Origin of the sequence: Gilliamella sp. Bif1-4, assembly GCF_001690535.1 — a bacterium.
Classification (GTDB): domain Bacteria; phylum Pseudomonadota; class Gammaproteobacteria; order Enterobacterales; family Orbaceae; genus Gilliamella; species Gilliamella bombi.
Genome location: NZ_LZHC01000025.1, coordinates 106,982 through 128,129, shown reverse-complemented (window position 1 = coordinate 128,129; position 21,148 = coordinate 106,982). Strand labels below are relative to the sequence as shown.

Sequence of the window (21,148 nt, the reverse complement as noted above, 5' to 3'; positions counted from 1 at the left end):
CTATATCCTATCGGCTAATTTTTGACCTACACGAGTAACATCACCCACTTTAAGGTGGTTATTAAACTCAATCGAATTTGAGGCAAACAGTGTAATTACTGTCGAACCTAACTTAAAGCAACCTATATCTTGCCCTTTAGTTAATTTTATCCCGTTGGTATAAGTCCAACGTTTCATTGTTCCTTCTCGTGGAGGGGTAACAATACCTTCCCATTGTACTTCTATACTACCAACAATAGTTGCCCCAACTAAAATTTGTGCCATTGGACCTAATTCGGTTTCAAACAAACAAATTACACGTTCATTACGAGCAAAAATATTAGGAATGCTTTCGGTTGTAGCCTTGTTAACTGAAAACAGTGATCCAGGCACATAAATCATCTCACGCAAAATACCATCGCAAGGCATATGAAAACGGTGATAATCTTTAGGAGATAAATAAGTGGTTGCATATAAACCATTTTTAAAAAAGCTGATCATATCAGGATGACAGGCAAGTAGTGATTCTAAAGAATAAAAATGCCCTTTAGCTTGTAACAGCTGTGTATCTAGAATAGTACCAAACTGACTAATTACACCATCAGCAGGCATAACAACTGCACTATCGGTGGTATCAATTGGTCGTGCATCCTCATTTAATTCGCGAGCAAAAAAGTCATTAAAGGTTTTAAACTCTTTTACATCACTAATTTTTGCCTCGCTTAAATCCACTTTATATAGTTTACAAAAAAACATAATCATCCATGTGGTTACTTTCCCCAACTGTTTTTTTGCCAGATAACCAAAAATAACGGTTAATAGCTGTTTAGGAAGAAGGTACTGAATAATTGCTTTTAACTGATTTAACATAGATAACTCTCAAAATTATGTTATAAATAATACATTATACCAAGGTTTATAGACAAAGTGTAAAACCAACTTAAATCAATGATTTGTATAATTGATCATATACATATATAAATTTTGTCAATTCTGTTCAATAATGGCAATCGTTTAAAAATTTTCATCGTTATTGTTACTTAAACTGCGTTCATTACCAATAATGAGGATAGTATTAATGGCAGCTAGACACATTAAAGCTATAGATTTAGTTACATTAAGGGGGTATAGTTATATTGTCATGGTATAAGTAATCGTATCAACATTTAACACTCCAAGAAATACATCGATTTAGTAATGGATTTTTTTGCTGGCATACTATTCATTTAGAAAAAGAGATATCAACGGAGCTTAATAAAATTATGAAGCAGAGCATAAAACTCGATAGTATTGGTATTGATACTTGGGGGTATTAATTATTACTATGATAAACATGATCAAGGTGTTGAGTCTACTTGTTTATATCGTGATCAGCTCACCGATAATATAATGCCACAAGTTTAATCTGTTGGACTCGGTATTTTCTTACAATTGATAATATTTTTTGTGTAACTTATAGGTGGTGTCGACTTTTTTAAAGACACAAAGATATCAAAAAGTACCGATAATAAATATTGATATTAAAATGCATATTGACTATCTATATTCAGTTAACAACCACTCTTTCTATTTTAAGGACTTATTTCATAAAAAATAAGTTAGGAGAGCATGCCGTTTAGTTCGATCAAGCTCAATTACTGATTTACTATAATAACTAATTTGCTTTGTATAGATGAAAATACAGTATAAAACATATCATGCATTGGACCTGATTGTCCTCTAAATATTGTAAATACGATTACAGAAATTCCAGCTGAAATAACCGCATATTCAACCACTGTTATGCCTTGCTTATTTTGAATAAATTTAGCTAAAAAAGTATTAGCTAGAATATTCATTATGTATTTTTTCATCACTTTACCCTTTCATTTAATCTTGTTTGTATCGCTATGTATGTGAATCCCTTTTAATGTTTATTTTACAATTCTAACGATAAATAGAATAAAATTCAAGCAAATAGTTTGTTTTATATAATTGATTATTTGTTAAATAGTATTCAATAACATCAGTTTGATGATTGATATGTTGCCTTTAAATAAATTTTTTTACTTTAGGAAAGTAGTTGTACAGTTTACAGTAATTTAAATAACTACTGTAAACAAATTGCGTTATATTACACAGTTATTTTAATTGGTTTGTTAACAGCTTAAATTAAAAGAGTAGAAAAAATACCAAATTATCAATGATAAACACTGGAATTAAAATACATACAGACCATTTCATATAACTAAAAAAGCTTGGCATGTTAATTTTATTTTGAATTGCAATGCTTTTGACCATAAGGTTAGGTGCATTACCAATGTAGCTAAGAGCTCCCATAAAAACTGAACCCATTGAAATAGCGAGTAAGGTTTTTTCTAGTATAGTCATCAAAGTGGTGGCATCGCCAGAAGCTAGATTAAAGAAGACCAAATAAGTGGGAGCATTATCTAAGAACCCTGAAAGTAGACCTGATAGCCAAAAATACATGCTATTGATCGGTTGTCCTTGTTCATTTGTTACTAGTGATACTATTAGGGCTAGTTCACCATGGCTACCTGCTCGTAAAATAGTTATCACTGGAGCGATAGTAATAAAAATCCCGATAAACAGCTTAGCAACTTCTATAATAGGCTCCCAATTAAATTCGTTACCGGTACGCACTTGTTTAGGGGTAATTAACATAGAAAATAGGGTAATCATGATAAAAATAATATCACGAATTAAATTTTGTAAAGCAATATGTGTTCCTAAAACCGTAAAATTAACCGATGAATGCCAAATACCAGACATTAACACGCAGGCAATAATGATTACCAATAAAAAGATATTGCTTACACCATAAACCTTAATAGCGCTAGCTTTTTTAGCAGAAGTTAACGTAAGCGAATCACCATATTGGGTACGAAAGTAGTAGCAATCAATCTTATAATAAATTGCTAATAACAAAATTGAACTAAACAAAACTGGCAACAACATATGTTGAATTGTCCATCCAAAATTAACACCTTTTAAAAAGCCAATAAATAAAGGTGGATCGCCGAGTGGTGTTAATCCACCACCAATGTTCGCCACTAAAAAGATAAAAAAGACAATGGTATGTACGGCATAATTTCGCTGACGATTAGCTCTAATTACAGGTCGAATCATTAACATAGCTGCGCCTGTTGTCCCCATGATTGATGCTAACAAAGTACCTATTGCAAGCAAACCAACGTTTAGTTTGGGCGTGCTAAGCACATCGCTCTTAATTAAAATCCCTCCCGAGACGGTAAATAGTGCAAGCAATAACAAAATAAAAGGAATATATTCAACTATAATTGCATGAGCAGTAATATTGATGGTGGTTTGTAGACCAAAAGAATATAAGGCAAACAGTACAAACAGCATTGTCCAAAAAGTAATAATTTTACCATAATGGTGATGCCAAAGCCGTGACAAAAATAGCGGTATTAGTGCAATCGAAAGCAAAATTCCTACAAAAGGAATACTCCAAAAAATAGATAAATTAAACTCATTGAAATCCGATGCATACAATTTAAAAGGAAAGAATAACAAAGCAAAAAAAGATATCAATAACAAGTTAAAATAATGTTTCATATAATTGTTTACTCAGTTAAATTGACGCATTTATAGTAAATAAAAGAATTAGAAGTAATTAAAAAGACTTTCTGCTTATACTCAGTAATATTTCTATATTGAATCTAAAGTATATTTTTTATAAAATTTTTATTAATTATAAATTTTTTTATTTGTTTAAATTGTCAATTCTAAAAAATAGAATTGTGTAAAATTAAGATAAGCTTGTAAATTTTAACAAAAGATTTTATTTTTTACTATTAATAGAAGCTGTTACCAGCTTATAATATGAAAGTTGTTTTAAAATTCAAATTTGAGCAGAAAATATCGGAATATGGAATATTTAATGATAAAACGGAATATAACTTTTTTATTGACACAATCCCTCAAACAAGCTTTACAAATATCTTTTCTTTTTAAGATACTAGCAAATTTTTTTAATCATTTAGCATACTTAGCTGGTAAGTCATATTTAACATTGAAAATAAAACTAGTAGAATATGTAAAGATAAGCATGCATACATTATTGGTTATATGGTTGAAATTAAATTTTAAATGGTATGTACTGCAAAGTTTTATTGCGTTATTGAGTTTGTCTCTATCTGGTAATACTATTGCGTTATCAGCAGTTACCGTTAAAACGATACAAGGTAGTGCGCCTTATTTGACCATGGACGGAGGTGTAACAAAAATTATTAGTGAAGAAGGATTATTGGGTATAAAATTACCGGATGGGCGTCAATATATTGCACCAGGGATAAATGCTGAATTATATCCTGATGCCATAGTAGATAATTCTAGCGGAATAACACCGATAGAGTTATCGCTAGAAACAAACACTTTTGCTAGTATTCAAACTTTAGTTCCTATATCTAGTTATCCAAGTATTGAACTCAATCGCTTAATTAGAGAACCATATAATTATTGGTTTGATATCGATGGCGATAGAAATCCTAGTGCGACAGGTAACTTAATAATCCAATGGAAGGATGCTAACAATAAAGACATTACAGCTGAAATTTCATCTAACCCCAATAAAGCATTAATCGCCTGCGGTAGTGCAACACCTTATCAATTGACTATCACATCAACTTATGGGGAACTATCAACTCAATATGGTGTGCCGCAAACAACCACTTTTAATGAAGGAAGTCACACTTATTATATTACGCCTAACACAAATGCTGGCTTTGCCTGCTATGCACAGCCCAATTTGAATTACGATAGCTCTTCGTATGGAGATGAAAGTGATATTGATGGATTAAATTGGGTTCAGAAAAAAGGATATAAAGTTACAAATATCAATGCCGTAAGTGAAAACTTTCCTACAACAGGCTCAGATGGTTTGTATTTTTATTTATTATTAGCTGGCATATCACCAGAGCAGGCAATAATGGCGAATGGCACAACAGTTACTGCCGAAAGTGGTAGTGGTGTAACATTATCATTAACTTCAGCACAGACACCTAATTGGACTGGTTTTCCTGATGAAGGTGGTGAGCTTGCTTTAAAAATATTATTAAAGGGTCCAAATAAAGATTCTGATGATACACGGTTTACTCCATCGGTATTTAAGCTCTATTCAGACAGCAGTCATACCCATTTGCTTTATAGCTTTAAAATAGAGCGTTGGTATATAGGAGGAGGTTTATATGTTGATTCATATGATGAAGCCGAAAAGTTTTGTCAAAATTTAGGTGGTGGCTATCGTATTCCAGGCATCGAGGATTATACTAATTCAAATGGAGTTGATTTTGGTGAAGGGCCAATTTGGACTGGCGGGATACCTGGAAGAGAAAGTCCATATTATCAAAGGCGTTTAAGTTATAAGGACAACAATGGTTGGATAGGCGGGATATTTAACGAGTGGGGGGAAGTTATTGAAGGGTATGGGTACAAAAATAGTGATTGGTTTGATGGTAACTACTTTGCTCATCAATACGTAATGATTGATGGTGAACCATCCTACTTTGGTGTAGGGTACGTGGGTGAAATAACCTCAGATTATGTTAATGCGGTAGCGTGTGTAGCGCCTTGACAGGGTATGTAAGGGAGAAGTGTGAATTTAAAATCTCCCTCTTTAACATTCCCAAAAGGCATAAGGCTAATGAAAGTGACATAAGTGTATTGGTGACTAAAAAGTCAATAAAAAATATTAAATTTTTATAGGTCTAAAGAAAAATTGATAAAGTAAAACATTTAAGAATCTATAAAGTATTTTTTATTGGTAATGAAATGTTTTATAAAGAAAGTACAACGGAATATAGTATTTTGGGTTAACTAATATTAAATATTTTATAATCGCCACACATTCGATTTTGTGTAAGATAGAAATACCGTGCAAACACCATTAAAAAAAATTTCTTGCCATCGTAGGAATAAACATAAAGGTAATTATGATTTTACACTGCTTATCAAAATATTACCGGAACTTTCTCAATTTGTGAATCAAAACCAATATGGTAATTTATCAATTCATTTTGCCGATCCGATGGCGGTTAAAATGTTAAATAAAGCTTTGTTGTTTAGCTATTATTAGGTAAGTTATTGGGATATTCCAGATGGCATTTTATGTCCGCCCATTCCTGGTCGAGCTGATTATATTCACTATTTGGCTGATTTATTAGCTAAAGATAACCAAAATAGCATTCCAACAGGTAAACAAATTCGGGTTTTAGATATTGGTGTTGGGGCTAATGTGATTTACCCTATTATTGGTTGTGCCGAATATGGTTGGTCATTTGTAGGGAGTGATATTAATCCAGTTGCGATCAAAGTTGCTTTGTTTATTACACAAGCCAATACGTTATAAAAAAACACTTTGTAGTGTCGATTACAAAAAGACAGTGGATCGATTTTTAAACATACCATTAAACCCAATGAATTTTATACTTTAACGCTGTGCAATTCGCCTTTTCATGCTTCAGCAGAAGATGCGTTGGTAAGTACGCAAACCAAATTGAAGAAGTTAGGTAAGTTAATAAATTCCACTCAAAAAAATGTGCTTAATTTTGGTGGACAACATGCCGAACTTTGGTGTCAAGGTGGTGAAAGTGCTTTTATTAGTAATATGATTAACGAAAGTGCTCAATATAAAACCCAATGTCTATGGTTTACTTCATTAGTTTCAAAAAAAGAGACCTTGTCGGTGATTAACAAAAAATTAAAACAAGTTGCTGTTGTTGAAAGCCGTATTATCCCTATGGCGCAAGGGCAAAAAGTGAGTAGGTTTGTAGCGTGGGCTTTTTTTAATCAAAATGAACGCCAACAACTTTTGTCAAAAAATACCCAAAAAACGCAGGGTTAAACATTATAAATAAATTACCTTTATAGACCATTTTGTTGTAAAAGGTCGTTTAAGTGTGTTTTGTTCATCTGCAATAAAAATTCCGATAGCTTATTATTTTGCTTTTGGTTAAGATGGGTGATTATTTAATCACCACTATTAACTCATCTAAATTTTCAATAAGCATAGGAAATACCGATATGAAAAGTAATCAAACAGCTAAGCTCATTGAGCAGCTACAAGGTATTGTTGGACATAAATATACTTTAACCAATCCAGCACGCACATTGCCTTATCGTCAAGGTATTCGCTTTGGTGAAGGTGATGCATTGGCAGTTGTTTTGCCGGGAACGTTAGTTGAACAGTGGCAAGTGTTAAAGGCGTGTGTTGAAGCGGATGTGATTGTTATCACACAATCCGCAAATACTGGATTAACTGGTGGTTCAACGCCTGATGGTAATGACTATGATCGTCCTGTTGTTATTGTTAGTACTCGTCGCTTAGATAGTATTAAAGTGATAGAAAATGGTGAACAAGTTGTCTGCTTGCCAGGTAGCACACTTTTTCGTCTAGAAAAGGAATTAAAAAAATATCATCGAGGTCCGCATTCGGTTATAGGTTCATCTTGCATTGGCGCTTCTGTGATGGGTGGGGTATGTAATAATTCAGGTGGAGCACTGATTCAGCGTGGGCCTGCTTATACTCAAATGGCGGTGTTTGCTCAATTAGATGCGCAAGGGCAATTGCGTTTAGTTAATCATTTAGGTATAGAATTGGGTGATGAACCAGAAACAATTTTACAGAATCTTCAAAATCATACTTATACTGATAAGGATATTAAACATGATGCTGGGTTAGGCCATGATCACCATTATTGTGAGCATGTTCGTGAAGTAGATGCCGATACGCCTGCTAGATTTAATGCTGATCCTGCTCGTCATTATGAAGCATCAGGTAGTGCTGGTAGATTAATGGTATTTGCTGTGCGCCTTGATACATTTCCGTTAGAGAAAAAATCAGCCGTATTTTATATTGGTACAAATGATATTAATGAATTAAATGGTATTCGTCGCCACATTTTAAGCCAATTTAAAACCTTGCCTGTGTCAGGAGAATATATACATCGCGTGGCTTTTGATATTGCCGCAGTTTATGGGAAACCGACCTTTTTAGCCATTAAAAAGCTAGGTACAGATATGATGCCACGCATGTTTGTGTTTAAGAACTTTGTTGATCGTGTTACCGCTAAAATTCCATTTTTTCCAAAGAATTTTTCGGATCGGTTTTCTATCTTTGCTTGCAAATTTTTGCCAAATCATTTACCAAAATCAATGCGTGATTATCGTGATCGTTATGAACATCACCTTATTTTAAAAATGGCAGATGATGGGATTGCTGAAGCCGAGGCTTTTTTAAAAGACTATTTTCAAAATAAAAATGGTAATTATTTTTTATGTAACGAAAAAGAAGCTGAAGCCGCAATGTTACACCGTTTTGCAGCTGCGGGTGCTGCAACGGCTTATCGTAATGTACATAGCAAAACAGTAGAAAACATTGTTGCATTAGATATCGCACTACGACGTAATGATACCGATTGGTTTGAAACGCTGCCAGAAAACATTGATCAAAACTTTATTTATAAAATGTATTATGGGCATTTTTTCTGTTATGTATTTCATCAAGATTATATAGCTAAAAAAGGGGTGGATTGTGATAAAGTTAAGGAAGAGATTTTAGCATTGCTTGATCAGCGTGGTGCGCAATATCCAGCTGAGCACAATGTGGGGCATTTGTATCATGCCAATGAGGATTTGAAAAAATTCTATCAAGAGCTTGATCCTACAAACAGTCTTAATCCGGGCATAGGTAAAACATCTAAGAAGAAAAATTGGGCTTAATTTTTTAAATTCTAGATGCTATTCATAATTAAAACCAACCGCTAGAAATCACATCTAGCGGTTTTTTAGAATAATATCGCAATAAAACAATTAGAGGTTATTTAAATTACACCAACTTTTTTAATTGATATAAAATTTCTAATGCTTGTTTTGGTGTTAGAGCATCAGGATCAATCTGTTTTAACGCTTCTTCAACTTCCGAAGGTTCAGGTTCGTTGATAAAAGAAAGTTGAGATTGAGCAACGCCACTGTTAGCCGTTTGTTTTGAAATAATTTCGAGCTCTTTCAATTTTTGTTTAGCCCGTTTTAGTACTGCCCTAGGCACACCGGCAAGTCCAGCAACTGCAATACCAAAACTTTTACTCGCTGCGCCTTCAGATACTTCGTGGATAAAAGCAACGGTATTATCGTGTTCAATGGCATCAAAGTGGATATTATAAACACCTTGCATATGTTCGGGTAATTGGGTTAATTCAAAGTAATGAGTGGCAAAAAGCGTCATTGATTTGATTTCATTTGCTAAATTTTCGGCACAAGCCCAAGCTAATGAAAGCCCATCATATGTTGAAGTTCCTCGACCAATTTCATCCATTAATACTAAACTTTGTTGAGTTGCATTGTGCATAATGTTAGCGGTTTCGGTCATTTCGACCATAAAAGTGGAGCGACCAGATGCCAAATCATCAGAAGCGCCAATACGTGTAAAAATGCGATCAATAGGTCCAATGACTGCTTTTGAAGCAGGGACAAAGCTACCAATATAAGACAGTAATACAATTAAAGCAGTTTGACGCATATAAGTACTTTTACCGCCCATGTTTGGACCCGTAATAATTAACATACGTCTGCTTGGTAATAATGAGAGCGAGTTTGCAATAAATGGTGTTTGTAAAACTTGCTCAATCACCACATGTCGGCCATCTTTAATTTCTATTCCTGAGTCGGTTGATAGTGTTGGTTTTTGATAGTTAAGTGTTAATGATCGTTCCGCTAGGTTGGTAAGCACATCAAGTTCGGCAATGGCTTCAGCACTGATTTGCATAGTGGCTAGATCTGGCATTAATAGATCAAATAGCTGTTCGTAAAGTTGCTTTTCGAGTGCTAATGCTCGTCCTTTGGAAGTTAGTACTTTATCTTCGTACTCTTTAAGTTCGGGGATGATATATCGCTCAACATTTTTCAGTGTTTGACGACGAGTATAATGAATTGGTGCCAAATGGCTTTGCCCACGGCTGATTTGGATATAGTAGCCATGCACAGCATTAAATCCAACTTTTAATGTGTCAATGCCAAGTGTTTCACGTTCTCGGATTTCTAACTGTTCTAAATAATTGGTTGCACCATCCGCTAAACTTCGTAGTTCGTCTAGTTCTGCATTATATCCAGTAGCAATAACCCCACCATCACGAATAATTACCGGTGGTGTTTCAACAATAGCCTGATTTAATATTTCGGCTATATGGTCAAATTGATTTATTTTTTTACGCAAGTTAATTAACGCAGGTGAAGTAAGACCACTTAATAGTGTTTGTAATTGTGGTAATAAATTATAAGCATCACGTAAACGAGCAAAATCACGAGGTCTAGCCGTATGTAATGCAAGTCTTGCCAAAATACGTTCCAAATCACCAATTTGTTTTAATAATGGATTAACTTCATCAATATAATTTTGTAATTCGCCAACAGCTTGTTGTCGATTTTGTAATATAGTCAAATTACGAATTGGTGAATGCAACCAACGTTTAAGCATACGGCTACCCATTGGTGTTTGAGTTTTATCAAGTATTTCCGCTACAGTATTTTGAGTTCCACCAGATAGGTTTTCGGTGATTTCTAGATTACGACGTGTTGCGGCATCTAACACGACAAAATCATAAGCCGACTGTTTGACAATTGAACGTATATGAGGTAGAGCCGTGCGTTGGGTATCTTTAACATATTGTAACAAACAGCCAGCTGCACAAAGTGCATAATTACAGTCTTCCACACCAAATCCAATTAAATCATTAGTGCCAAATTGTAGATTAAGCTGTTGTTTTGCTGTTTCAAGATCAAAGTCCCATTGTGGACGACGGCGCAATCCAGAGTTATTTTCAATTAATGGCATGGATTGAAATTCTTCTGGATATAGTAATTCGACAGGACTTGTACGTTGTAATTCGGCTTGCATTTCCTCGAAATTGTCACATTCAAAAATATAAAATCGTCCTGAACTGATATCGAGTGTGGCATAGCCGTAATAATTTTTATATTGCCAAATTGATGCCAGTAAATTGTCTTTGCGATCTTCTAATAATAGCTCATCACTTACTGTACCAGGAGTTACAATACGGACAATTTTTCGTTCTACTGGTCCTTTACTAGTAGCTGGATCGCCAATCTGTTCACAAATAGCAACTGATTCACCTAGTGCAATTAACTTTGCTAAATAACTTTCAACCGCATGATAAGGTACTCCCGCCATAGGAATTGGTTCACCATTTGACGAACCACGCTTTGTGAGCGAAATATCTAAAAGTTGCGAGGCTCGCTTGGCATCATCATAAAACATTTCATAAAAATCACCCATACGATAAAAAAGCAAAATATCGGGATTTTCAGCTTTAAGTTTTAAATACTGCTGCATCATTGGTGTGTGGTCGGCTAAATTTTGATTTTCATTCATAGTGTTATTTTTATTTATATTTCAATGCATTATTTGGTTTAGTTAGTCTCGTTCAGTATCATTTAAACTTATGAAATCTCACTGATTCTCAATTATTAGTGTAACTAAAAGCATAACTAGTATGAATAGTGCATTATAATTTAGTTATAAAATAATGGTCATTATCCTTTCATTATAACTGATTATTAGTTCATAGCAGAGGGCTATTTATAGCAAATGGCGATCAAAAAGCGTTATCACATCAAGCTATAGTAAAACTAAAGCCGAATGGTAAAGTGTAATGAAAATCGTGGCTTAAGAGTTGAGTGTTCAAAAACTGGTAAAAACGGTTCATGTATAGATACCGAAGAACTGATGGTAAATTAGTTGAAATGACTATTGGTTATTTTCCACAAATGCATAACGCTAATTTCTTATATAATTTTGGGTTATTTGTTTTAGAAATATTTATGGTGATAATTGTAGACCAGATTGTCATAGAAAAATTAAGCATAATTGCTTGTCTAGTATTGGTTTTATATCCTTCAATAAACCTAGATTACACCATGAAGTGCAATTCGTCTTAACTCCTTAGAATAAAAAGCGGCAGGGCTTTTAAACTTATGCCGTTTTCTTGGGCGAGAGTTCAATAGATATTGAATTTTCTTTATCTGTTCGTCGTCAACTAATGAAATAGCCGCTGACTTAGGTATAAACTGACGTATTAAGCCATTAGTGTTTTCATTTGTGCCTCTTTACCAGCTTTTATAAGGTTCCGCAAAGTATACGGTAGTATTCTGTATTTAATGTTTGATGGGGAAAACAAAGGCAATAACCTCTGCGTTATTGGCTATAAAGTTATCTAGTGTAGTATTACAACGCCATCAACCAATACATAGGAGCGTATAGAAGACAAAGTCTGCGGTCCTTGCGCTTTTGCAACTGAGTAGCAAAAGCGCTTTTCTAAAAAATAAAACTTACTACAACAAAAAAGTACTCTTCGCTAATCCACCTTATAGGTGAATAGTTGTTACTAATTTTAACCTTGATTGGTTAAAAACAGTTTAAGCGAAGGATTATGTGTTTCGTTGTGGAAACCATAATCGAGTTCAGTTAGGTGTTGATTAAACTGGTTAAGGGTTGATTCGTCGATTTCAAACGCGGCAAGTACACGACCATAATCGGTACCGTGGCTACGATAGTGGAACATTGATATATTCCAATTAGTCCCTAACGTTTGTAAGAATTTAAGCAACGCTCCTTGCGATTCAGGGAACTCAAAACTGTATACTTGTTCTTGAAGCGGTTTGCAAGGTTTGCCACCAATCATGTAGCGTACATGTAGTTTTGCCATTTCGTCTTCGGTTAGATCCACAACAAGGTATTTTTCAGCAGTAAGTTCTTGCATAATTTCATCTTTTTCTTCACTTTTTGAGATTTTTATTCCCACAAAAATACAAGCAGATTTTTCATCATGATAGCGGTAATTAAATTCGGTTACTGCGCGTCCACCTAATAGCTGACAGAAACTTAAAAAACTGCCTTTCTTCTCTGGAATGGTGACTGCTAATAGCGCTTCACGTTTTTCGCCTAATTCACAGCGTTCTGATACATAGCGTAAGCTGTGGAAGTTTAAATTAGCGCCTGACAGTATATGAGCAAGTTTTTCACCACAGATGTTATGCTGATCGACATATTTTTTTAGTCCAGCTAATGCTACAGCGCCAGATGGTTCAGCTATTGCACGTACATCGTCAAATAAGTCTTTCACTGCCGCGCAAATTTCGTCGCTATTCACGGTAATAATATCATCAATATATTGTTGGCAAAGTCTGAATGTTTCATTGCCAATTCGTTTGACAGCAACGCCTTCAGCAAAGAGTCCGACACGATCTAAATTAACAGGGTGACCTGCATCTAATGCAGCTTTTAAGCAAGCTGAGTCTTTAGGCTCAACAGCAATAACTTTGATTGATGGCATGATTTGTTTGATTAATACTGCAATGCCTGCGGCAAGCCCACCACCACCAACAGGTACAAAGATACGGTCTAGTTTGGCATTTTGTTGTAATAGTTCCATAGCAATACTGCCTTGCCCAGCAATTACTAATGGATGATCAAATGGTGGAATAAAGATGCGATTTTGTTCTTTAGCCAGTTCCATTGCTTTGGCTTTGGCTTCGTCAAAGTTGGCACCATAAAGTAATACTTCACCACCAAAACTTTTTACAGCTTCAACTTTGATATCGGCAGTTGTTAGTGGCATAACAATTAAAGAACTGATGCCTAATTTTGTAGCCGAAAAAGCCACTCCTTGCGCATGGTTGCCAGCCGACGCAGCAATAACGCCGCATTTGCGTTCTTCTTCACTTAAGCTGGCTATCATGGCTTGTGCTCCACGGATTTTGAAACTGTGGACGAGTTGGCGGTCTTCGCGTTTGACAAAAACTTGATTGTGTATTCTTGCTGAGATTTTTTCCATTTTTTCAAGTGGAGTTACTTCTGCCACATCGTATACGGCGCTACAAAGCGTTGCTTTTAAATAATCTGCACCGGTAAGTTGAGTATTTTCTTGTTTCACAATTAGCCACCTAATTTACTTTTATCTCGTACGGCACCTTTGTCTGCGCTTGTTGCTAAACTGGCGTAAGCTTTAAGCGCAAATGAGACGTAACGATCTCGATTATGAGGCGTAAATGCTTTTTCACCTCGTTCTAGTTCTGCAACTCGTCGACGTTCAAGTTCAGAAGTTGGGACATCTAGTACTAATTTACGATTTGGGATATCAATATCAATAATATCACCATCACGAACAAGGCCTATAACGCCACCATTTGCTGCTTCTGGAGAAATATGTCCAATTGATAAGCCAGAGGAACCACCAGAAAATCGTCCATCTGTTATCAATGCACATTTTTTGCCTAGACCCATGGATTTTAAATAACTGGTTGGGTAGAGCATCTCTTGCATACCTGGTCCGCCTTTTGGTCCTTCATAAATGATGACAACGACATCACCTTCAACCACTTTGCCTCCTAATATGCCATCAACAGCATCTTCTTGGCTTTCAAATACTTTTGCTGGACCTCGGAAAATTAAATTTTCAGCAGCAACGCCTGCGGTCTTAACAATTGCGCCATCTTGTGCAACATTACCATAGAGTGTTGCAAGTCCACCGTCTTGACTATAGGCGTGAGCTTTATCACGAATACAACCATTTACACGGTCATCGTCAAGTGAATCCCAATAGCAATCTTGTGAAAAAGCTTTAGTGGTGCGAATGCCTGCAGGTCCACTACGATACATTTTTTTTACTGCTTCGTCGGTAGTTTGAGTTATGTCGTATTTGGTGAAAGTTTCTTGTAATGTTAGTCCTAGAACGTTGTGAACATTGCGATTTAGTAATCCTGCTTTATCTAGTTCTGACATAATTGATACAACGCCACCAGCTCGGTGAACATCTTCCATATGGTATTGCGCTGTACTTGGCGCTACTTTACATAAATGTGGGACTTTTCGCGATAATCTATCTATATCTGACATGGTAAAGTCGATTTCGCCTTCTTGTGCAGTGGCTAACAAATGTAATACGGTGTTGGTCGAGCCACCCATAGCAATGTCTAATGACATAGCATTTTCATATGCCGCTTTTGTTGCAATTGAACGAGGCAGGTAAGATACATCATCATGTTCATAATAACGTTTGGTGATTTCAACAATGCGTTTAGCTGCGTTTAAAAAGAGTTGTTCACGTTGTTTGTGAGTGGCAATAAGTGAACCATTGCCCGGTAATGAAAGTCCTAATGCTTCGGTTAAGCAGTTCATGGAGTTAGCCGTAAACATACCTGAGCAAGAACCACAAGTAGGGCAAGCTGATTCTTCGATGGCTTTGCTATCTGCGTCGCTAACATTTGGGTTAGCGCTTTGAATCATTGCGTCAACTAAGTCTAATTTAATGATTTGGTCAGATAGTTTTGTTTTGCCTGCTTCCATCGGTCCACCTGAAACAAAAATGGTTGGGATATTTAAACGAAGCGAAGCCATTAACATTCCCGGTGTGATTTTGTCGCAGTTAGAAATACAGATCATGGCGTCGGCACAGTGTGCATTAACCATATACTCAACAGAATCAGCAATGAGTTCTCTTGAAGGAAGTGAGTAAAGCATTCCACCATGTCCCATGGCAATACCATCATCAACTGCGATTGTATTGAACTCTTTGGCAATGCCACCCGATGTTTCAATTTGTTTGGCGACTAGCTGTCCAATGTCTTTTAGGTGGACATGTCCTGGTACAAATTGTGTGAATGAGTTAACCACCGCAATGATGGGTTTACCAAAGTCTTCATTTTTAACGCCAGTTGCACGCCATAATGCGCGGGCTCCAGCCATGTTTCTACCCTCGATCGAGGTTGCTGAACGATATTTAGGCATTTCCTGCTCCCAATTTTATGCAAGTAACCGTGTTTAACGGTTTGTAGTTTTTAATATTAATCAACAAGTTAAAAAGTTATCCGCCAACATAGTTGGCGGATTTTTGATTTTATTTATTATTTAACAAGATCTAACCAATCATATTTATCTTCAGTTTTACCATTAAATAAACCAAAGAATGTTTGTTGGATTTGTTTGGTGATTGGACCACAACGGCCAATGCCAACTTGGATGCGGTCAACACTGCGCACAGGTGTAATTTCCGCTGCTGTACCTGTCATAAAGACTTCATCTGCCAGATAAAGTGATTCGCGTGATAGTGTTTGTTCTCGCACTTCAATACCAATATCACGTGCTAGTGTTAATACTGCATCACGTGTAATACCCGGTAGCGCCGATGACGATAAAACCGGAGTGTATAAAATGCCATCTTTAATAATAAAGAGATTTTCACCAGCACCTTCAGATAAGTGACCATGAACATCTAACGCAATACCTTCTTGGAAGCCATTTGCTCTCGCTTCAGAACCAATTAATAATGATGATAAATAGTTACCACCTGCTTTAGCTGCGGCAGGAATTGTATTTGATGCAACGCGATGCCAAGATGAGACCATTGCATCAATACCTTGGTCTAATGCTTCTTCGCCTAGATAAGCCCCCCATGGAAATGCAGCTATCATAACATCGGTTTTATAGCCCTCACGTGGGTTAACGCCCATACCCACATCACCAATAAAGACTAATGGGCGAATATAAGCGCTTTTTAAATTATTTTTTTTGATAGTTTGGCGTGTAGCTTCCATGATTTCATCAAGAGAATAAGGTACAGGGAAACGATAAATTTTTGCTGAATTTAACAGCCGTTGTGCATGTTCTTTGTGGCGAAAAATGGCAGGACCTTTATGGGTGTCATAACAACGTACACCTTCAAATACTGAAGTTCCATAATGTAAAGCATGTGACATTACATGAACTTTTGCATCTGCCCATGGAATCATATCACCATTCAACCAAATATAATCAGATTTTGCTGTAGAACTCATTTTGTTTCCCTCTTTATTTTTTAATTTGTTAAGTATGTACTTTGCTTTCGGTATTTCGCTTTAACGGTCAAGCATTATACTACACTTATTTGTTTATTTAACTGTTAAATTGTTTACTATCTTTGATTTAACTTATTATTTAATAATAATTTGTTTGAAATTGTCATTATTCAATTACTATTACATCTTCTAATTTTGCTACTTGATTTTGTAGTGTCGAAAACGCTCTTTCGGTAGTTAATATTAATGTCATAATTAGTATTTTGTTTTCAACTGTTTGCATTTGCATTGATTTAATATGTCCACCCCGATGACGGATAACCCGTAATATACGTTCAAGTGTCCCCAATTTGTCATAAGCTTTTATGACTAATTGGTATTGTGTTTGTTCGTTCATTGCTTACTCCTTACAACTTCTATCTAGCATGTTTTCGTTTGCTGCTCCCGGTGGTACCAGTGGCCATACGTTTTCTAATTCATCTATGCATACATGTAAAAGATAAGCTCCTTTTGAATTAAATAGGTTATCGAGCGCAGCATCGATTTGTGATTTTTTGTCGATAGTTTGTCCTGGTATGTCAAATGCTTTAGCTAGCATTAAAAAGTCGGGGTTATCTGATAAATTTGTTTCGCTGTATCTTTCGTTAAAAAATAATTCTTGCCATTGGCGAACCATACCTAGGCGTTGATTATCAATTAATACAATTTTTATTGGCAATTTTTTACGTTTTATAGTGGTCAATTCTTGGACATTCATCATGAAAGATCCATCACCTGATACACAAATTACACAGTCATTGGGTCTTGCCATTTGTGCGCCAACGGCAGATGGTAAACCAAATCCCATTGTGCCAAGCCCACTTGATGTAATGAAGTTTTGAGGGTGATTAAAGCACATATGTTGTGCTGTCCACATTTGGTGTTGTCCCACATCGGTAGTGACAATAGTATTAGCTGATTTTCGCTCAGAGATAGTTTTTAATAAAGTTGGCGCATAAATAGCTTCACCAGGGTGATCATAGCGAGTTGGGTGTTGTGTTTTTAGTTGGTTAATTTTTTTATGCCAGTTATCAATTGAAACTGTTTGATTTAGTAGTGGTAAAACTTGCTTTATATCGCCTTGTAATCCTAAATGGCTTTGGCGTAATTTGTTGATTTCAGCTTGATCGATATCAATATGAAGTACTTTAGCATGTCGTGCAAATTCATTAAGATTGCCGGTAACCCTGTCATCAAATCGTACTCCTAGGGCAATTAGTAGGTCACATTCTTGCACTGCTAAATTGGCTGCTTTTGCTCCATGCATACCGACTAATCCTAAATAATAGGGATTATTAATATCGGCAACACCAAGCCCTTTTAATGTTGATACACTTGGAATTTGTGTTAATTCCATAAAGTTTCTAAGTTCGTATATTGCGCCTGAAAGCCCAACACCTCCACCAATGTAAAGCATTGGTTTTTGGGCTTGGATGATCATTTGTTTGGCTTGTTTTATATCATCAGGCAAGATTGAGTATAGTTGAGTTTTATTTTGTGCAATTTTTAATGAGGATGGTGTTAAATAGTTATGATAATCTAGGTTTGCAAGCTGTATATCTTTGGGAACATCAATTAATATTGGTCCAGGTCTTCCCGAATTGGCTAAGTTAAACGCCTCTTCTAATATATTGGGTAAATCGTGTGCATCATCTATTAAATAACTGTGTTTGGTGCAAGCTAGAGATAATCCCAAAACATCAACTTCTTGAAAGGCATCTGTACCAATAAGCTTGGTTGGAACTTGACCAGTTATAGCAACAATCGGCACTGAATCAATCAAAGCATCGGCAAGACCTGTAATGATATTTGTTGCACCAGGACCCGAGGTGGCAATGCAAACACCAGTTTTTCCTGTTGCACGAGCATAACCAATAGCCGCCATGGCTGCACCTTGTTCATGACGACATAGTACATGTTCAATACCCCCGTCATAAAGTGCATCATATAGAGGCATAATTTGTCCACCAGGATATCCAAAAACGGTGGTTACGCCTTTTTCTTTTAAGGTTTTTACTATCCACTGTGTTCCTAACATTTATTCCTCGCTTGTACTTTACCTATCCATTATCCATAAAAAAACCCCCGCTTTTTGGGAGCGGGGGTTTTCTGATTTATGTATAAACATATATTTTATTCAAAAACGCCCCCGCGCAGGAATAATGACCACGCTGACAATAATGTTGATGAGGACGATTTTGAGTGAAAATTTCATAATGTTGAATGATTAACTTTTTGTCATTTTTTAAAATTATTTTTAACAAAATACCCGTTTTAAAAAAAAGTGCAACAGTTTTTTATTGCTTTTGTTATTTGGCATAAATAGTTTGTGAAAAAGTTTCAGGAAACACTATGTTTTAGTATAAAAATATCGGTTTTAATAGTTTGTTCTGATGTTTTTGCAATGTCAGTGTATAAAAAATAACTATAAGTAATATAAAGAAATATCGAATATTTAAAAAGTGATATCAGTATAAAAATATTGCAACTAATTATTTTTGTTATTTTTAAATTGGTTTTAATAAACTTTGATAACGCTAAAAAACTTTGCAAAATACATCTATAGCGGATTGGAAAAATTGTGATCTTAGTGATTCTCAAAATTCAGTCATTGCTCCAATCCAAAAAGCATTATCAATCGATCTTAATGAATTTACTATATTAGTGGATATATTTAAAGATTAGGATCAATTATAGATATAACGTTAAAAATACACCTGAACAAGCTTTATTACTACCAACCACCATGGATACAATTCTTCAAAAATTACTTAACGCATATTGTGAAAATAGTAATGGAATGAAAGAGCTTAAAAAATTTTCCCAATGGTATTAACTATTAATACGATATAAATAATAAGAAAATTATAATAATTCATTTAAAATCAATGTTATTATAAATAAAAGTAACCTTTTTTTAATTTTCTTTTACTAGCTTCGTATATGTTAATTTGATACACTTAGTTCAGTGCAAAATTATGCAATATTTAAGGTTTCGGCTTTACTAATTTCAATGACCTCACCAAGCCAATCATAGAAAGCCGCCTTTGTTTATTATTAGCCTCACTTTTTTTGTTTGTTTAAAAATCTTTGGGGATGATATCGAGCAATGCTATTAAGTTTAAAAAAATATTCTAATTTTTGTTGTCAGTAAATATAATTTATTGAATTAGTTAGTTATTTTAAAGATTAAAATAGGTTTATCAATAGGATTTTGTGATTATTAATTGATTTCATTTAAGTTATATCGAATTTGTTTTCAAATATATGTTTAACTTAGGAGAAAATTATGAGCAAACAAATCTATAATCCACTTACCAAATATCATCATGATAAGTTCCCAAAACAAACACAAGTTGCACCAGCTTTACAGTGTGAAATGACCCCAATCCCTGATTGTGGTGAAAAAAGCTATCAAGGGCATGGCCGATTAGAAGGGCGTAAAATGCTTGTTACTGGTGGCGATTCTGGTATTGGGCGGGCGGCAGCGATTGCTTATGCTAAAGAAGGTGCTGATGTAGCAATAAATTACCTTCCTTTCGAACAAAAAGACGCGGAAGAGGTTGCTAAGGTTATTCAAACGGCTGGGCGCAAAGCTGTATTGATCCCCGGTGATTTGAGTGACGAAACTTTTTGTAAAAAATTAGTTGAAGAGGCGCACCATCAATTAGGTGGATTAGATAATTTGACACTGGTTGCTGGTAAGCAGGTTGCTGTTGAAGATATTATGGAGCTTACTACCGAGCAAATTAAGAAAACCTTTGAAGTTAATGTGTTTTCGCTTTTTTGGTTAACTAAAGCGGCTTTAGGTTACTTGAAATCAGGATCAACCATTATTACAACTTCATCTGTTCAGGCTTATCAACCTAGCAGTAATTTATTAGATTACGCTTCAACTAAAACAGCTATTATTGCATTTACACGTGGGCTAGCTAAACAATTGGGTCATAAAGGTATTCGCGTAAATTCTGTTGCCCCAGGTCCAGTTTGGACACCATTACAAATTTGTGGCGGTCAACCAAGTGACGCTATTCCTGAATTTGGTAAACAAACTCCTTTACAACGAGCTGGCCAACCTGTTGAACTTGCTGGTGTTTATGTGCACTTAGCATCTGAAGAATCAAGTTATACAACTGGTGAAACTTATGGTGTTACAGGTGGTATGCATATTAACTAGTTGATATTTGTTATAGTAAAAGAGTTTATTTAAACTCTTTTACTACTAACAATTAGATAAAATTAACTTTTCAAATCAAAGAATTAT

General features: G+C 35.3%; 12 protein-coding genes and 2 pseudogenes. 5 read left to right on the top strand and 9 right to left on the bottom strand.

The genetic code is table 11. The annotated features are described in order from the left end of the window. Window positions 1-3: 3 nt before the first annotated feature. From asd to A9G25_RS05420, 3 genes and pseudogenes are all read right to left on the bottom strand, one after another. A pseudogene (gene asd / locus A9G25_RS05430) lies at window positions 4-849 on the bottom strand (archaetidylserine decarboxylase); the annotation flags it as partial. A gap of 764 nt (window positions 850-1,613) precedes the next feature. Further along, window positions 1,614-1,832, bottom strand: coding sequence for a Flp family type IVb pilin (locus A9G25_RS05425; RefSeq protein ID WP_065626091.1), 219 nt, complete (start codon window positions 1,830-1,832; stop codon window positions 1,614-1,616). A gap of 298 nt (window positions 1,833-2,130) precedes the next feature. Next, on the bottom strand, window positions 2,131-3,558 hold the full coding sequence (locus A9G25_RS05420; protein ID WP_065626090.1) for a sodium:proton antiporter: 1,428 nt from the start codon (window positions 3,556-3,558) through the stop codon (window positions 2,131-2,133). 517 nt (window positions 3,559-4,075) lie between these two features. Here A9G25_RS05420 and A9G25_RS05415 point away from each other — a divergent pair. From A9G25_RS05415 to dld, 3 genes and pseudogenes are all read left to right on the top strand, one after another. Continuing rightward, complete coding sequence (locus tag A9G25_RS05415) at window positions 4,076-5,575, top strand: hypothetical protein (RefSeq protein WP_141675006.1); 1,500 nt, start codon at window positions 4,076-4,078, stop codon at window positions 5,573-5,575. A 300-nt stretch (window positions 5,576-5,875) separates the two neighbouring features. Further along, window positions 5,876-6,844 (top strand): annotated as a pseudogene (rlmF, locus tag A9G25_RS13165) (23S rRNA (adenine(1618)-N(6))-methyltransferase RlmF). Between the two features lie 179 nt (window positions 6,845-7,023). Continuing rightward, the gene (gene dld / locus A9G25_RS05405) at window positions 7,024-8,721 is read left to right on the top strand and encodes a D-lactate dehydrogenase (protein ID WP_065626088.1); all 1,698 of its coding nucleotides are present in this window, start codon (window positions 7,024-7,026) and stop codon (window positions 8,719-8,721) included. Between the two features lie 106 nt (window positions 8,722-8,827). Here the strand turns inward: dld and mutS are convergent, their stop codons facing one another. The 6 genes from mutS to ilvG form a co-directional block, all read right to left on the bottom strand. Next, window positions 8,828-11,386, bottom strand: a complete 2,559-nt coding sequence (mutS, locus tag A9G25_RS05400; RefSeq protein ID WP_065626087.1) for a DNA mismatch repair protein MutS — start codon at window positions 11,384-11,386, stop codon at window positions 8,828-8,830. Between the two features lie 1,018 nt (window positions 11,387-12,404). Further along, the gene (gene ilvA / locus A9G25_RS05395) at window positions 12,405-13,946 is read right to left on the bottom strand and encodes a threonine ammonia-lyase, biosynthetic (RefSeq protein ID WP_255307083.1); all 1,542 of its coding nucleotides are present in this window, start codon (window positions 13,944-13,946) and stop codon (window positions 12,405-12,407) included. A 2-nt stretch (window positions 13,947-13,948) separates the two neighbouring features. After that, window positions 13,949-15,799 carry a dihydroxy-acid dehydratase gene (gene ilvD, locus A9G25_RS05390; protein ID WP_065626085.1) on the bottom strand — a complete coding sequence of 617 codons (1,851 nt, stop codon included), beginning with the start codon at window positions 15,797-15,799 and terminating at the stop codon, window positions 13,949-13,951. 116 nt (window positions 15,800-15,915) lie between these two features. Continuing rightward, window positions 15,916-16,845 carry a branched-chain amino acid transaminase gene (locus A9G25_RS05385; RefSeq protein WP_065575607.1) on the bottom strand — a complete coding sequence of 310 codons (930 nt, stop codon included), beginning with the start codon at window positions 16,843-16,845 and terminating at the stop codon, window positions 15,916-15,918. A 166-nt stretch (window positions 16,846-17,011) separates the two neighbouring features. Beyond that, window positions 17,012-17,242 carry an acetolactate synthase 2 small subunit gene (gene ilvM / locus A9G25_RS05380; protein ID WP_065626084.1) on the bottom strand — a complete coding sequence of 77 codons (231 nt, stop codon included), beginning with the start codon at window positions 17,240-17,242 and terminating at the stop codon, window positions 17,012-17,014. A gap of 3 nt (window positions 17,243-17,245) precedes the next feature. Continuing rightward, complete coding sequence (gene ilvG, locus A9G25_RS05375) at window positions 17,246-18,922, bottom strand: acetolactate synthase 2 catalytic subunit (RefSeq protein WP_065626083.1); 1,677 nt, start codon at window positions 18,920-18,922, stop codon at window positions 17,246-17,248. A 509-nt stretch (window positions 18,923-19,431) separates the two neighbouring features. On the opposite strand from ilvG, the gene A9G25_RS12795 reads away from it, so the two are divergent. Next, window positions 19,432-19,569, top strand: coding sequence for a hypothetical protein (locus A9G25_RS12795; RefSeq protein ID WP_176701077.1), 138 nt, complete (start codon window positions 19,432-19,434; stop codon window positions 19,567-19,569). Window positions 19,570-20,173: 604 nt separating this feature from the next. Next, window positions 20,174-21,061 carry an SDR family oxidoreductase gene (locus A9G25_RS05370; protein WP_065626082.1) on the top strand — a complete coding sequence of 296 codons (888 nt, stop codon included), beginning with the start codon at window positions 20,174-20,176 and terminating at the stop codon, window positions 21,059-21,061. Window positions 21,062-21,148: the final 87 nt, after the last annotated feature.